Annotated in this window: 12 protein-coding genes; 8 read left to right on the forward strand and 4 right to left on the reverse strand. The window is 58.5% G+C overall.

The features are described from left to right. Window positions 1-12 precede the first annotated feature (12 nt). Window positions 13-1,281 (forward strand): peptide antibiotic transporter SbmA, encoded by a 1,269-nt coding sequence (sbmA, locus tag J5276_RS02680; protein WP_003513636.1) that lies wholly within the window; start codon window positions 13-15, stop codon window positions 1,279-1,281. A gap of 55 nt (window positions 1,282-1,336) precedes the next feature. Here sbmA and J5276_RS02685 read toward each other — a convergent pair whose 3' ends face one another. Next, on the reverse strand, window positions 1,337-2,320 hold the full coding sequence (locus tag J5276_RS02685) for a polysaccharide deacetylase family protein (RefSeq protein WP_112154076.1): 984 nt from the start codon (window positions 2,318-2,320) through the stop codon (window positions 1,337-1,339). A 151-nt stretch (window positions 2,321-2,471) separates the two neighbouring features. On the opposite strand from J5276_RS02685, the gene J5276_RS02690 reads away from it, so the two are divergent. The 4 genes from J5276_RS02690 (at window position 2,472) to J5276_RS02705 (ending at window position 6,162) form a co-directional block, all read left to right on the forward strand. Then, entirely contained in the window at window positions 2,472-3,056 is a 585-nt protein-coding gene (locus tag J5276_RS02690; RefSeq protein WP_065659129.1) for an NnrU family protein, read from the forward strand. 154 nt (window positions 3,057-3,210) lie between these two features. Continuing rightward, the gene (locus J5276_RS02695; protein WP_003513632.1) at window positions 3,211-3,882 is read left to right on the forward strand and encodes a tetratricopeptide repeat protein; all 672 of its coding nucleotides are present in this window, start codon (window positions 3,211-3,213) and stop codon (window positions 3,880-3,882) included. Between the two features lie 33 nt (window positions 3,883-3,915). Continuing rightward, window positions 3,916-5,346 carry a ribosome biogenesis GTPase Der gene (der, locus tag J5276_RS02700; RefSeq protein WP_112154075.1) on the forward strand — a complete coding sequence of 477 codons (1,431 nt, stop codon included), beginning with the start codon at window positions 3,916-3,918 and terminating at the stop codon, window positions 5,344-5,346. 207 nt (window positions 5,347-5,553) lie between these two features. Beyond that, the gene (locus tag J5276_RS02705) at window positions 5,554-6,162 is read left to right on the forward strand and encodes a DUF2026 family protein (protein WP_111783611.1); all 609 of its coding nucleotides are present in this window, start codon (window positions 5,554-5,556) and stop codon (window positions 6,160-6,162) included. A 190-nt stretch (window positions 6,163-6,352) separates the two neighbouring features. On the opposite strand, the gene J5276_RS02710 is transcribed toward J5276_RS02705, so the two are convergent. Both J5276_RS02710 and J5276_RS02715 read right to left on the reverse strand, forming a co-directional pair. Further along, a complete protein-coding gene (locus tag J5276_RS02710; protein ID WP_013636642.1) occupies window positions 6,353-7,402 on the reverse strand; it encodes a bifunctional monoglucosyl/glucuronosyl diacylglycerol synthase in 1,050 nt (349 codons plus the stop codon). A gap of 210 nt (window positions 7,403-7,612) precedes the next feature. Then, the gene (locus J5276_RS02715) at window positions 7,613-8,533 is read right to left on the reverse strand and encodes a sugar kinase (RefSeq protein WP_003513625.1); all 921 of its coding nucleotides are present in this window, start codon (window positions 8,531-8,533) and stop codon (window positions 7,613-7,615) included. Window positions 8,534-8,688: 155 nt separating this feature from the next. Here J5276_RS02715 and J5276_RS02720 point away from each other — a divergent pair, with 155 nt between their 5' ends. Continuing rightward, on the forward strand, window positions 8,689-10,353 hold the full coding sequence (locus tag J5276_RS02720; protein WP_025594206.1) for an alpha-glucosidase family protein: 1,665 nt from the start codon (window positions 8,689-8,691) through the stop codon (window positions 10,351-10,353). Next, the gene (aac(6'), locus tag J5276_RS02725; RefSeq protein ID WP_112154074.1) at window positions 10,350-10,805 is read left to right on the forward strand and encodes an aminoglycoside 6'-N-acetyltransferase; all 456 of its coding nucleotides are present in this window, start codon (window positions 10,350-10,352) and stop codon (window positions 10,803-10,805) included. The genes J5276_RS02720 and aac(6') overlap by 4 nt, the downstream gene beginning before the upstream one ends. Before the next feature lie 253 nt (window positions 10,806-11,058). On the opposite strand, the gene ade is transcribed toward aac(6'), so the two are convergent. Further along, window positions 11,059-12,753 (reverse strand): adenine deaminase, encoded by a 1,695-nt coding sequence (ade, locus tag J5276_RS02730; RefSeq protein ID WP_019565181.1) that lies wholly within the window; start codon window positions 12,751-12,753, stop codon window positions 11,059-11,061. A gap of 276 nt (window positions 12,754-13,029) precedes the next feature. Between ade and J5276_RS02735 the strand changes: the two genes are divergently transcribed. Next, window positions 13,030-13,974, forward strand: coding sequence for an HD-GYP domain-containing protein (locus tag J5276_RS02735; RefSeq protein WP_065659135.1), 945 nt, complete (start codon window positions 13,030-13,032; stop codon window positions 13,972-13,974). Window positions 13,975-14,020 lie beyond the last annotated feature (46 nt).

The raw sequence follows: 14,020 nt of genomic DNA on the forward strand, positions 1-14,020 counted from the left end.
TGAGTTCTAAACGTGTTTCATTCTTTCTTTCCCAAACCGAAATTGTTCTTCACCTCCGCCATCGTCTGGGCCTTTGTCGCCATTCTTGGATGGTACTTCATCGTTGAAGGGCTAGGCAGGTCTTGGGGCTACGTGATGCCCGAGCAAGAACCTTACGATCTCAGCTATTTTCTGGTTCCCGCCAATCTGTTCTTCTACGCCTATCTGGCATTGTGCCTGGTGTTGTTCGGGGCTGTCTGGACCGTTCTCGCCAAGGATCACCCCTGGAAGTTCTGGTCCATATGGGGATCGCTGCTGATTATCGCGGTGACCTATTTCGGCGTTCAGATTTCCGTCGTCATCAACAATTTCCGGCGGCCTTTCGGCGATCTCCTGCAAAATGCGCTGTCAAAACAGCCGGGTATCGAAGTCTGGGATTTTTACAGTCTTCAGATTGTCTTCGCCAAGATCGCCTTTCTCAGCATGGCTGTGTCGATCCTCACGGATTTCTTCACCAGCCATTATATCTTCCGCTGGCGCACCGCGATGAACGACTTCTACATGTCAAAATGGGAAAAGCTGCGCCACATCGAAGGTGCCTCGCAGCGCGTTCAGGAAGATACGATGCGGTTCTCCTCCACGCTGGAGGGATTGGGTATTACCCTGATCAATTCGGTCATGACGCTTGTTGTGTTTCTGCCGATCCTGTTTGCGCTGTCGTCGTACGTCTCCGAATTGCCGATCCTTGGCGAAGTGCCGCACGCGCTGTTCTGGCTGGCGATTGTCTGGTCCGTGTTCGGCACCGTGCTTCTGGCGACGGTCGGCATCAAGCTGCCCGGCCTGAATTTCCGCAACCAGCGTGTGGAAGCGGCCTATCGCAAGGAACTGGTCTACGGTGAGGATCACGCCGACCGCGCCCAGCCGCCGACTGTCAAGGAGCTTTACTCCAATGTGCGGAAAAACTATTTCCGCATGTATTGGCACTACCTCTACTTCAACGTCGCGCGGTATTTCTACATTCAGGCCGATGCCGTGTTCTTGCTCCTGATGCTTGTTCCCACCATCGTGGCGGGCAAGATCACCTATGGTATCTACCAGCAGATCGCCACGGCCTTCGGTCAGGTCAGTAATTCGTTCCAGTATCTGGTCAATTCCTGGACCACGATCATCGAGCTGCTGTCCATCCACAAACGTCTTGTGGCTTTCGAGGCCGCGATCGATGACAAGCCACTGCCTGAAATCGACGAGCGTTATCTTCAGCGGGAAGCGGAAGCCGGAGAGCTGGCGGCCAACAAGCCCTGACGGAAAACAAAAAGGGCGGCCGACTGGCCGCCCTTTTGCATTGTATCCGGGGACCTTAGCCCTCGGTCTTCTGCTTCCTGCGCGCCTTGATGATCGGCATGGCCTCGGCGTAACTCACGCAGGCGACATCGTCCCTGCGGCAGACTTCGCGCAGCAGCCGCTCGTAGGCGTTCCAATAGGCGCCGCCATTCATCTTCACGAAATGGAAGCCCATCTGCATAGGGATGCGTTCGCCATTATACTGCTTGTCGAACGCGGTGCGGAACGCCGCATAGGCGCGGTCCTCGAATTCCTGCGCGCGGTCCGGCGTCTCGATGCCGATGGAGTGGCGGATGAAGAGATTGTAGTCCATGGCGATGATCGGGCGATTGCCGGGGCCTTCCGGAACCAGCGGCAGGCCGAAATGTTCGATGCCGTCGCGCTCCACCGGCCATTCCGGTCCCTTGGTGATGCTGGTGGCGTCATAAACGAAGCCGTGTTTCTTCTGGGCTGCGGTCAGCGCCGGCCCCTGCGAAAGATAGGGCGCGCGGAAACCGTTGATGTTTTTCACCATGTCGCGCCAGCCTTCGGGTTCCTCACCCTTCTTGCCAATCATCTGCCAGGCATTTTCCAGCGTGCTGGTGAAGGTGGTGAACTCGCCGTCCCATTGCTCGGCGGTCCATTGGCCGCCATCGAAATGCCCGCAGGTGTGATTGCCGATTTCGTGACCTTCGCGATAGGCCGACCAGATGTTGCGCAGCCGCGTCTCCACCTCTTCCGGCGACTGGCCAAAGCCGACATTGGACCGACCGGCCTTCTGGCCGGGGCCCTGATAGGTCTTGGCGCTGGTCTTTCGGTCCATCACCAGTGTGCAGGCAAGGAAATAGGTGAAATGCGCGCCGACCTCCTTCGCCGTCGCGCGACTTCTTTCCCACAGCGAATTGTCGCCCGCACCGTCGAAAGAAACGATGACGAGCTGCTTCGGCTTCTCCGCATTTTCGGCAAAAGCGGGAAGGATAAGGCAGAGCGACAGGGAAAAAGCAGTCAATGGGCGAAACATCAGGCATCCGTCATGTGAAACACCGCTGCCTTTTGCGTGTGGAATAAGGCGAAGCTTTGAATAAACTGGCTTTTTTACGTCTTTCAGCCTAATTCCTTTTCTGCGTCGCGGTAATGAGGCCGCATTCCGTTCCACCGGGGGACCGTGTTCCATGCTTTTTCTCGTACTCTGTCTTGCCTTGTTTTTCCTGACGCATCTTTTGAAGGTGTTTGCGCCGCAATTTCGCGCGCAGATGATCGCGAAGATGGGAGAAGGACCGTTCAAGGGCGTCTATTCTCTCGCAAGCCTCGTAACGCTCGGTCTCGTCATCTATGCGTTTGGCGAGGCGCGCCAGGAAACCGGCGTTCTGTGGAACCCGCCGGTCTGGACGAGCCACCTCGCCGTGACCCTGATGCTGCCCGCGATGATCTGTCTTATCGCCAGCCTCATCCCGGCTGGCCACATCGCAACCAGAACCAAACATCCGCTCATTCTGGCGGTCAAGATCTGGGCGCTCGCCCATCTTCTGGCGAATGGAGAGACCTCTTCGATTCTTCTCTTTGCATCGTTCCTCGCCTGGGGTGTGGTGATGCGGATTTCGCTGAAGCGCCGGGAAAGAGCGGGTGAAAAAGTGGTCCGTCCCTTCGTCTCGGGCCGTTACGATCTGGTGGCCATCGTCGGCGGCATCGTTCTCTGGGGCGCTTTCATCCTGAAACTGCACGAATGGTTGATCGGCGTTCAGCCCATCGCCATGTAGGAAATCAACGTTTCCCCCTTACATATCAGGCAAAATAGGCTAGAAGGCCGACCATGACCCGTCGGCCGGACTTTTGCTGACCCGGGTAAGCGGCTTGGTATGTCTGCGAACGGATGGATCGGCGACGATCTCCGCGCGGGTAACGGAGAATTTGATGGCAAACGAAAATGATACCTTTATCCGCGAAGTGAACGAGCAGATCCGTTCCGAGCAGCTTTCCCGTTTCTGGGGCCGCTACGGTATCGTGGTCGTTGGCGCCGCCGTTCTCGTGGTTGTGGGCGCCGCCGGTGCCGGCATCTACGAATACTGGAACACCAGCCGCGCTTCCAATTCCGGCGACCAGTTCATTGCGGCGCTGAAGCTTGCTTCCGACAACAAGACGGACGAAGCGCTGAAGGCCTTTGCCGATCTTGAAACCTCCGGTCATGGCAATTATCCGGTGCTGGCGAAGTTCCGTTCTGCGACGCTGCTTTCGCAGAAGGGCGATGCGGCCGGCGCCATCGCTGCCTTCACCGCGATCGGCAACGACACGTCTGCCCCGCAGGTCTTCCGCGATACGGCGAAGGTGCGCGCGGCTTGGCTGCTGGTTGACAACGGTACGTATGATCAGGTCGTTGCACTTGCGGAGCCGTTGAGCGGCGAAGGCCAGACCATGCGTGCATCGGCTCGCGAAGCCCTTGGTCTTGCCGCATACAAGGCTGGCGATTTCGCCAAGGCCAAACAATGGTTCGAGCAGATCGTCAGCGACGCGCAGGCGCCACGCAATGTGACGAACCGCGCGCAGATCATGCTCGACAATATCACTGCTTCGGGCAAAGCTGTCTAACACGGCTTTCCCACCTCCAAGGATTAACGATCAATGAGCTTCACCGTCGCCATAGTCGGGCGCCCCAATGTCGGCAAGTCCACGCTTTTCAACCGTCTGGTCGGAAAGAAGCTGGCGCTTGTCGACGATACGCCGGGCGTGACCCGTGACCGCCGCCCGGGCGACGCGAAGCTTGTCGACCTTCGTTTCACCATCATCGATACCGCCGGTCTGGAGCAATCCGGGCCGGAGACGCTTCAGGGCCGCATGTGGGCGCAGACCGAAGCGGCGATCGACGAAGCCGATGTGACGCTTTTTGTCGTTGACGCCAAGGCAGGCCTGACGCCCGCCGATGAAACGCTGGCCGAAATGCTGCGCCGTCGTGGCAAGCCGGTGGTTCTGGTGGCCAACAAGTCCGAGGCGCGCGGTTCCGATGCGGGCTTCTACGATGCCTTTACGCTTGGTCTTGGCGACCCGTGCGCCATCTCGGCCGAACATGGCCAGGGCATGATCGATCTGCGCGACGCCATCGTCGAGGCGATCGGCGAAGACGTCGCCTTCCCGCCTGAAGTGGATGAGGCGGAGACCGATATCGTTCTTCCGCGCACTGAGCCCGGTAGCGAGGAAGAGGAAGAAGAAGAGCCTGTTTATGACGAGACCAAGCCGCTGCGCGTCGCCATCATCGGCCGACCGAATGCGGGCAAGTCCACCCTCATCAACCGTTTCCTTGGTGAAGACCGCCTGCTAACCGGCCCGGAAGCGGGCATTACCCGCGACAGTATTTCCGTCGAGTGGGATTGGCGCGGCCGCACCATCAAGATGTTCGACACGGCCGGCATGCGCCGCAAGGCCAGGGTGACGGAAAAGCTGGAGAAGCTCTCGGTCGCGGATTCCCTGCGCTCCATTCGTTTCGCCGAAACGGTGGTGATCGTGTTCGACAGCACCATTCCGTTCGAAAAGCAGGACCTGCAGCTGGTCGATCTCGTTATCCGCGAAGGCCGCGCCGCCGTGCTTGCCTTCAACAAATGGGATCTGGTTGAAGATCCGCAGGCGTTTCTGGCCGATCTGCGTGAAAAGACCGAGCGGCTTCTGCCGCAGGCCCGCGGCATTCGCGCCGTGCCTATGTCCGGCCAGACGGGCTATGGCCTTGACCGGTTGATGCAGAACATCATCGATACCGACAAGATCTGGAACCGCCGCATCTCGACCGCCAAGCTCAACCGCTGGCTCGATGCGCAGACCACGCAGCATCCGCCGCCGGCCGTTTCCGGCCGCCGCCTCAAGCTGAAATACATGACGCAGGTAAAGGCGCGCCCTCCGGCCTTCATGATTTCCTGCACCCGACCGGAAGCCATTCCGGAGAGCTACACGCGCTACCTCGTGAACGGTCTGCGCAAGGATTTCGACATGCCGGGCGTGCCGATCCGTGTGCATTATCGTGGCTCCGATAATCCGTTCGACAGCAAGGCGAAGAAGAGGCGGTAATCGGCTGCTGAAAACCTCTCCTCCGTTATTCTCGCGCTAGTCCCGAGAATCTGCAAACTTTCGATTTTGCGACTCGGGAGGTAGATCCTCGGGACAAGCCCGAGGATGACGTCGCGTGGGGCCGAGGTCTCACCAATATCGAGATCGACGGTGAACCGGTCTCTCCCGTTGCCTTCCGATAATCATAAAACCGGCGAGTAAAAAACCATGTTGATCAAGCAGACCGACTATCACCGGATTTACCGCGTCATCAACAGCCTGCTCGTCAACGACAATGCCGACCCGGCTACGGCCTGCATGTATTTCAGCACCTTCGGCGCCTTCATCCTTCAGCAGCATTACAAGGTGAAAGCTGTGCCGAAGGGCGGGCTTGCCGCTTATAATCTTGGTGGAACGGTCATGCTTTTTGCGGACCATCGTGACGATGGTTACGTAACGGGCGCTGGCGATAATTTCCATTGCTGGGTCGAAGCGGAGGGATGGGCGATCGATTTCATGGCGCCCGCTTTTTCGCAGAGCGCACGCGAACTTTCCGTGCCCCCGAAGATGTTTCAGCGTCCGCTATCGGCCATGGCGGCTTCTATCAACGATCTCGATCATTCCGGCGATTTCTTCTACCGCTCCGAGCCGGAAGCCACCGCGCGGCGTTTTGCCGACTGGCATAAGCAGGCGATGATTGGCGATCTGGCGAGCGTCGCCGCGAACTGGTTCCGCAAGTCGCCGAAACAGATGTCCCCGTCGCTTTCGGTCACGGAGCGGAACGGCAAGGCGCGGACGGTGCCGCTTTCCGGCCAGGCGCTCGTCGGCGCGTGGTGATCTGAGACGGGATAAGTCTTTGTGAAATTAGGACGGCCAGCGTGATCTCGCGGCAGCCGCCTGACGTCAATCAGCAGCCCGACCCCGTTCTAAAGATAACGGCGGTCGCGTCCAGATCGTCTTGTGACACTCCTGCTTTGTTTCGTCCACCGTTCCCCGATAAAATGTCGGGGATCAATGTGTCTCCACGTCAGGCAAGTCGTGAGCGGGACAAAAGCGGCAGGGATTTTCCGGCGGCGTGAATGACGTTGTCGAGGAATTGCCGCGATGCCTTTTCCCAGCTGTAGCTTTTGGAAAGCGCCAGGGCCTCCTGCGATGAACAATGGAGCGCTGCAAGACACGCGTCGCGAAGATTGTCATTCAGCGCGCCTGCCCCGGGATTGCCGCCGAGAATATCGATCGGCCCGGTAACGGGGAAGGCGGCCACCGGCACACCGCTCGCCAGCGCTTCCAGAATGGTGTTGCCGAATGTGTCGGTCTTGGACGGGAAAACGAAGACATCGGCCTGCGCATAGGCAGCCGCGAGTTCTTCCCCGGTCTTGATGCCGGTAAACAGCACGTCCGGATATTTTTCCTGCAATTCATGGCGGGCCGGGCCGTCGCCGATCACGACCTTCGATCCGGGCAGCTCGAGGTCGAGGAATTCAGGCAGGTTCTTTTCCACCGCCACACGACCGACCGTCATGAAGATCGGTCTTGGCAGATCGAAAGGCAGCGACGTTTTCGGACGTGGATGGAACAGTTCGGCATCGATGCCGCGGCTCCAGCGCTTCAAGTTGCGAACCCCGCGGGCCTCAAGCTCGGTCTCGAGGCTTGGCGTCGCCACCATGCAGGTGTTGCCACCGTTGTGAAACCAGCGCACGAAAGCGTAAAGCCAGCTTTCTGGGATCGGGAAGCGCGCCGCGACATATTCGGGAAAGCGGGTGTGATAGCTGGTGGAAAAACGCATCCTGTTCTTCACGCACCAGCGCCGCGCCATGAAACCCAGCGGACCCTCGGTGGCGATGTGGACGAAGGAGGGCTGGCTTTTTTCAATCTCCGCCGCGACACGGCGATAGCCGGCGACTGACAGGCGGATTTCCGGATAGGTCGGGCAGGGGATGCTGTAGAAACTCTGCGGTGTCACCATGTGCACATCCACGCCCAGCCGCGCGAGTTCCGTATTGGTATTTTCGATGGAACGAACCACGCCGTTGACCTGCGGGTGCCAGGCATCTGTGACAATCGTGATTCTCGTCATGAAACACCGATCCTGCTCGACTGCGCGCGGGCGATTCCCCACCACCCGGCTTCCGCCCGTATATGCGGCGTGCGTGTTACAGGATCATGTCAGGGCGGATGAGGGTAGAGAAGTGTCCTTTGCACACACAAGCTTGCTCTTGTCCGTAATGCGCGCTCCTGGTCATCCCTGTGACAAGCACAGGTATCAGGAAGCCGGTTCCGTCTTGCATCATCCGACCAACGGAAGAAGCTCGGGGCTGATCAGCGCGCCGTGATGGCCGATGACGGTTGCCGCTGCCCGTGCGGCAAAGACGGCGGCGTCATGCGGCGAACTGCCGGTTACATATCGGGCGAGAAACGCGCCGTTGAAACTGTCGCCTGCACTTGTCGTATCCACCACATCCACGGCTTCTACCGCCGGAGCGTGGCTGCGTGCGCCGCTGAAATCGAGTGTCGCACCCTTTGCGCCATCCTTGACGACGATGTTGGCGACGCCGAGCGCACGGTAACGCTCGATTGTGGCCTCGACAGATGTGTCACCGAAATGGCTGGCTTCGTCATCGAAGCTAGGCATTACCAGCGTTGCGGCGCGTGCCCCGTTGGTAATCGTCTCCAGCATCGTGTCCTTGTCGGACCAGAGGCGCGGGCGGATGTTCGGGTCGAAGACCACGGGCTTGCCCGCTGCCTTGGCGCGGCGCAGTTCCGCAAGGAAAGTATCGACATCGTGCGGCGAGGCGAGAATGGCGAGCGTGATGCCAGAAAAATAGATGACGTCGGCGCTTTCCACCGTCTTGCGCAGGTGGTCCGCATCTGCTGCGAGTTGCCTTGCTGCGGCGGCGTTGCGCCAATAGCTGAAGGTGCGCTCACCATCCTTGAGGTTGATGAGGTAAAGGCCGGGTGTGCCGCCCTTGATGCGGCGGATTTTTTCCGTGCCGATACCGGCATCTGCAATGAAGGCCAACATGTCCTGCGAAAGAGGATCGTCGCCGAGTGCCGTGAAATAATCGACGGACCAGTCTTCTGGCAGGCAGGCACGTGCATACCATGCCGTATTGAAGGTATCACCGGCAAAACCCTTGCGCAGCAGCCCGTTTCCGGCCTGCGACAGTTCCACCATACATTCGCCAATCGACAGAAACCGTCCGCCCACGCCGTCATCCTCCACTTGCTTTACCTTCGGGATTACGACGACAGGAGGTGCCTGACAAGCCCGCTTCGAGGTGATTTTGGGCATTTGCGAAGTTCCGGTTTACGCAGGGACAGCTGCTTTATATTCTCGGACCAACCCTCATCAGGAGATCGCTCATGCCGACAACCCATGCCCCGGTCCACAAATCCCAAGCGCAATCGGACTGGTGGAAGGGGGCGGTGATCTATCAGGTATATCCGCGATCCTTTCAGGACACGACCGGTGACGGTTACGGCGATCTTGCCGGGGTGACGAAGCGGCTGTCCTACATCGCCTCGCTCGGCGTCGATGCCATCTGGCTCTCGCCTTTCTTCACCTCCCCCATGGCCGATATGGGCTATGACGTTTCCGATTATTGCAATGTCGATCCGATGTTCGGCACGCTTGCCGATTTCGATGCATTGATGGCCGAGGCGCACCGGCTGGGGCTGAAAGTCATCATCGACCAGGTGATTTCGCATACATCCGATAAGCACCCCTGGTTCGTGGACAGCCGTGCAAGCCGCATCAACAGCAAGGCGGACTGGTATGTCTGGGCCAATCCCAAACCGGATGGCACGGCGCCCACCAACTGGCTTTCCGTGTTCGGCGGGCCGGCATGGGAATGGGATGGCGTGCGCAAGCAATATTACATGCACAGCTTTCTCGCCTCGCAGCCGGATCTCAATTTTCACAATCCGGATGTTCAGGATGCGCTTCTGGAAACCGTACGGTTCTGGCTCGATCGCGGCGTGGACGGTTTTCGTCTCGATACCGTCAATCACTATTTCCACGACAAGCTGTTGCGCGACAACCCGCCGCTTTTGGACGACGAAAGCTTTGGTCTCGATGCGTCCGACGTCAATCCTTACGGCATGCAGGATCATCTCTACGACAAGACGCGGCCGGAAAACGTGGCCTTCCTCCAGCGCTTCCGCGCGCTTCTCGATGAATATGAGGGCCGCGCCACCGTGGGCGAGGTGGGGGACGGCGCACGCTCGCTGAAGACGGTCGCGGCCTACACATCCGGCAACGACAAACTCAACATGTGCTATACCTTCGATCTGCTCGGCCCGGATTTCAGCGCAAAACACCTGCGGGGCTCGGTCGAGACCTTTGGCAAGGTGGTGACGGATGGTTGGGTGTGCTGGGCCTTTTCCAACCACGATGTGGTGCGCCATCTGAGCCGGTTTTCCGAAGGCTCCGAGGAGCAGACGCGGGTTGCGAAGCTCGCCATCTGCGTTCTCGCCAGCCTACGGGGCTCGATATGTCTGTATCAGGGTGAGGAGCTGGGCCTGACCGAGGCCGAACTGGCCTTCGAGGATTTGCGTGACCCCTACGGCATTCGCTTCTGGCCCGCCTTCAAGGGGCGTGACGGGTGCCGCACGCCGATGGTGTGGGAAACCGGCAAGCCGAATGCGGGTTTTTCAAGCGCGGAAAAGCCGTGGCTGCCGGTGCCCTATGCCCACGCCATGCAGGCGGCGGATGCGCAGGAGCGCAAGCCGGACTCGGTTCTTAACCACTACCGCGCGGTATTGTCCTTCCGCAAAACCCATGGAGCATTGCGCGACGGCGATATGGACTTCATCAAGACCAATCTCGATCTGCTGGCCTTCACGCGCCACAAGGGTGACGAAAAACTGCTGTTCGTTTTCAACCTGACCCGTGAGGCGGTGGAATTTCCTGTCCCGAAGGGTATGGAGGTCACGGATATCCTGCCGATGCCGGGTTTTGAGCCGCTGTTTGACGCCGGGATCGTGAAGCTTGAGGGGTTGGACGTGTTTTGCGGGGTCGTCGCTTGAGCCTCCAATTTTCCATCAGGGACGCCGCAGCATCTCTGGACGACTGGTCCCTTTTGCGCCACCGTTTATGGCCCGATGCCTCTGTTGCCGAACATAGGGCTGAATTGCAGAACCTCTCCGACAACGACGCCGGTTTCATTGCCTATGATCTGGTCGGAATGGCCATCGGTTTCGCCGACGTCAGCCTCCGGCGGGATTATGTCAACGGATGCGATACCTCGCCTGTTGCGTTTCTCGAAGGCGTTTATGTGGAAGAAGAATTCCGCGGTCAGGGCGTTGCCGCGGCATTGATCGCCGAGGTCACCCGCTGGGCGATCAGCAGGGGCGTGAGCGAGCTTGCCTCCGATGCCGATATTGCCAATGTCGATTCACACCGCATGCATGCGGCGCTGGGGTTTGAGGAGACCGAACGGGTGGTTTATTTCCGCAAGCTGCTGCCATCGCATTCATGACTTGCCGATGCTGTAAGTCAGCCGATTTAGCAATCCGTCCGTTTCGCCTTGTCTGAACCGGCATTTTCATGTGGACGTCGCTCGGCTCTTTTCTGCTTATTCCGGGAACTTGCGCCACGCCTATTTTGGCAGGGTCGCGGGCAAATATTACTACGTGACCTGGCCTGCAGAAACGAAAACCTGAGACGGCTCGCGCCGTCTCAGAAACGCGGCATAAGCAGATTACGCTGTTTCCGGCCGATAAACTCCATCGTCAGATCAGTGCAAACCGATCCACATCCACCATGCCCATGTCGGAAATCTTCAGGTGCGGGATGACGGGTAGCGGCAGGAAAGCCACCTGCAGGAAGGGCTCCTCGAGCGTCGTGCCGAGCGCATAGGCTGCCTTTCGCAGGGTGTGGAGCGTGTCTCGCACCGTTTCGTAAGGTTCGAGGCTCATCAACCCGGCAACCGGGAGCGCAATCTCGCCCGTCACCTTGCCGTCTTCGACTACCACGAAACCGCCCTTGATTTCGCCGAGCCGGTTGGCGGCCAGCGCCATGTCGTCCTCGTTAACGCCGACAACGCAGATGTTGTGGCTGTCATGACCGACAGTGGAGGCGATGGCGCCCTTCTTCAGCCCGAAGCCCTGCACGAAGCCGTTTGCGTGGTTGCCGTTCTTGCCATGGCGCTCGATGACGGCGACCTTGATGATGTCGTTTGCGAGATCGACAGTCGTCTGGTTGCCGTCCGTCGGCAGCGTGTAGCGGCGATGTTCGGTGATGATCTTGCCGGGGAGCACGCCCATCACCGGGGTCTCGCCTTGCGCGACCGGCACGCCGAAATGGGCGGCGAGCACGGGTCTTGCCTTGACGCTGTCAAGACCGACGGGCGCGACCGGCTTGCGGGTGGCAAACAGCGCGTCATCGACGATACGGCCGCCGGAGAAGACCATGCCGGCCTTGCAGTTCTGCAAGGTGTCGATCACCACGAGGTCGGCACGCCAGCCCGGTGCGATAAGACCGCGATCGCGCAGGCCGAAGGCCTTTGCGGCGGAAATCGAGGCGGCGCGGTAGATGGCGAGCGGTTCCACGCCGTTGGCGATTGCAGTGCGGATCATATAATCGAGATGACCCTGTTCGGCGATGTCGAGTGGGTTGCGGTCATCGGTGCAAAGCGCAAGATAAGGCGACAGACGCTCGGTGATAACAGGCATCAGGGCGTGCAGGTCTTTTGAGACCGAGCCTTCGCGCACGAGAATATGCATGCCCTTGCGGATCTTTTCCAAAGCCTCGGCAGCACTGGTGCACTCATGTTCGGTGCGGATGCCGGCTGCCAGATATCCGTTCAGCGCCGTTCCCGACAGAAGCGGCGCGTGTCCGTCGATATGCTGTCCCTGAAAGGCTTCGAGTTTTGCCATGCATACCGGGTCTTTGTGGATGACACCCGGAAAATTCATGAATTCGGCAAGGCCGATAACCTTCGGATGATCACGGAACGGCAGCAGTTTTTCGATCGGCAGATCGGCGCCCGAGGTTTCCAGATGGGTTGCGGGCACGCAGGACGAGAGCTGCACGCGGATGTCCATGATGGTTTCCATGGAACTGTCCAGGAAGAACCGAAGCCCCTCCGCGCCCAGAACATTGGCGATCTCATGCGGGTCGCAGATGGCGGTGGTAACGCCGTAGGGCAGAACGCAGCGGTCGAATTCGTGCGGCGTCACCAGCGATGATTCGATGTGGAGATGGGTATCGATGAAACCTGGAACGACGATTTTCCCCGAAATGTCGATTTCCCGGCGACCCTTGTAGCTTTCGCAAGTTCCAACGATGGTATCGCCGCATATGGCGATGTCGGAGGCAACAAGTTCTCCAGTTACGAGGTCGAAGAATCGTCCGCCCTTGAGAACTATATCTGCCGGTTCACGGCCCGTACCCTGATCGATGCGCGTTTCAAGTTTCGAATTCATGCGGCTTTTCTTCGGCTCCTGGTTTACGTCGTTCGCGAGAATTTTCAGTATTTACATTCTTAGGTTGTTTCTTGGCTTAATCGAATTGATTCTTTGCGTTTTAAATATATCCAGAGTAAAAAATTTTCATATTCGTGCTATCTTATGTTTAAGTTCCAAAATTGAACAATGTTAGGAATGCGTAACTTACGCTTGGAGGGATACCGGTTGGTTCCGGTCTTTTCAGCAATTGCCAGTGCAGGTTACCATTCCCGGGAAGGAAAATAAAAGCGTCTGATGCTCAAACGAATTTCTACCCAGCAATTGACGGTTGGCATGTTTATCGAAGCGGTCGAGGGAGCGCTTTCGAACAGCGGATTTTTGCAGCGATATCGATTTCTTCTGCGCCATGAAGAGTTGATGCGTCAATTGAAATTGAGCGGCGCTGAAAGCATCATCATCAATACGGCCAAGGGAAACGATATCGAGGGTAGGCCGTACTCTGGAACCGTCCCGCCGCGATTAAACAATGGCCCCGAAACCATGGCTGCCATTACCCATGCCGTGCGCTCTGCCGCCGATGCCATTGCCGAGACATTTGCCGTTGCCGAAGCCGGTGGCTGCGTGTCCCTCAAGGGCATGACAGCGGCGGCCGGCAAGATTTCCGATGCGGTCCAGTCGAACCCGGCGATTTTCATCGGGGTTACCCGGTTGAAGTCGAAGGACGAGACGACCTTCGTGCATTCGGTTTCCGTCAGCGGGTTGATGATCCATTTTGGCAATTATCTCGGGCTGGACAAGGAAACGGTCGATCTGCTCGGCATCAGCGGCCTGCTGCACGATATCGGCAAGGTGGAAATTCCTTCATCGATCCTCAACAAGGCGGAAGGTTTAAGCGCCACCGAGCGGGAAATCATCAATCTTCATCCAACGTTTGGCCGGGATATCTTGTCTCGCAACGAGCAGATGCCGGCCATGGTTCTGGATGTCTGCTTCAATCATCACGAGCGCATTGATGGCGGCGGTTATCCCAGCGGCTGCGCCGGAAACGAGATCAGTCTTCACGCGCGCATTGCGGCGATCTGCGATGTCTATGACGCCGTAACCTCGGTTCGGCCCTACAAGAAGCCGTGGACGGCAAACGAAGCGCTGACGTGGATGTTGCGCCGGGAAGGCCACTTCGACATGCAACTTTTGAAGAAATTCGCGCTGTGCATTTCCACATCGCTGCCGCGTAGCTAGGCAGCAGGCGATCTCGAAGTCGCGCTGTTTGAGGCTTGCCCGGCGG

The organism is Agrobacterium sp. S7/73, assembly GCF_019355535.1.
Lineage (GTDB): Bacteria > Pseudomonadota > Alphaproteobacteria > Rhizobiales > Rhizobiaceae > Agrobacterium > Agrobacterium tumefaciens.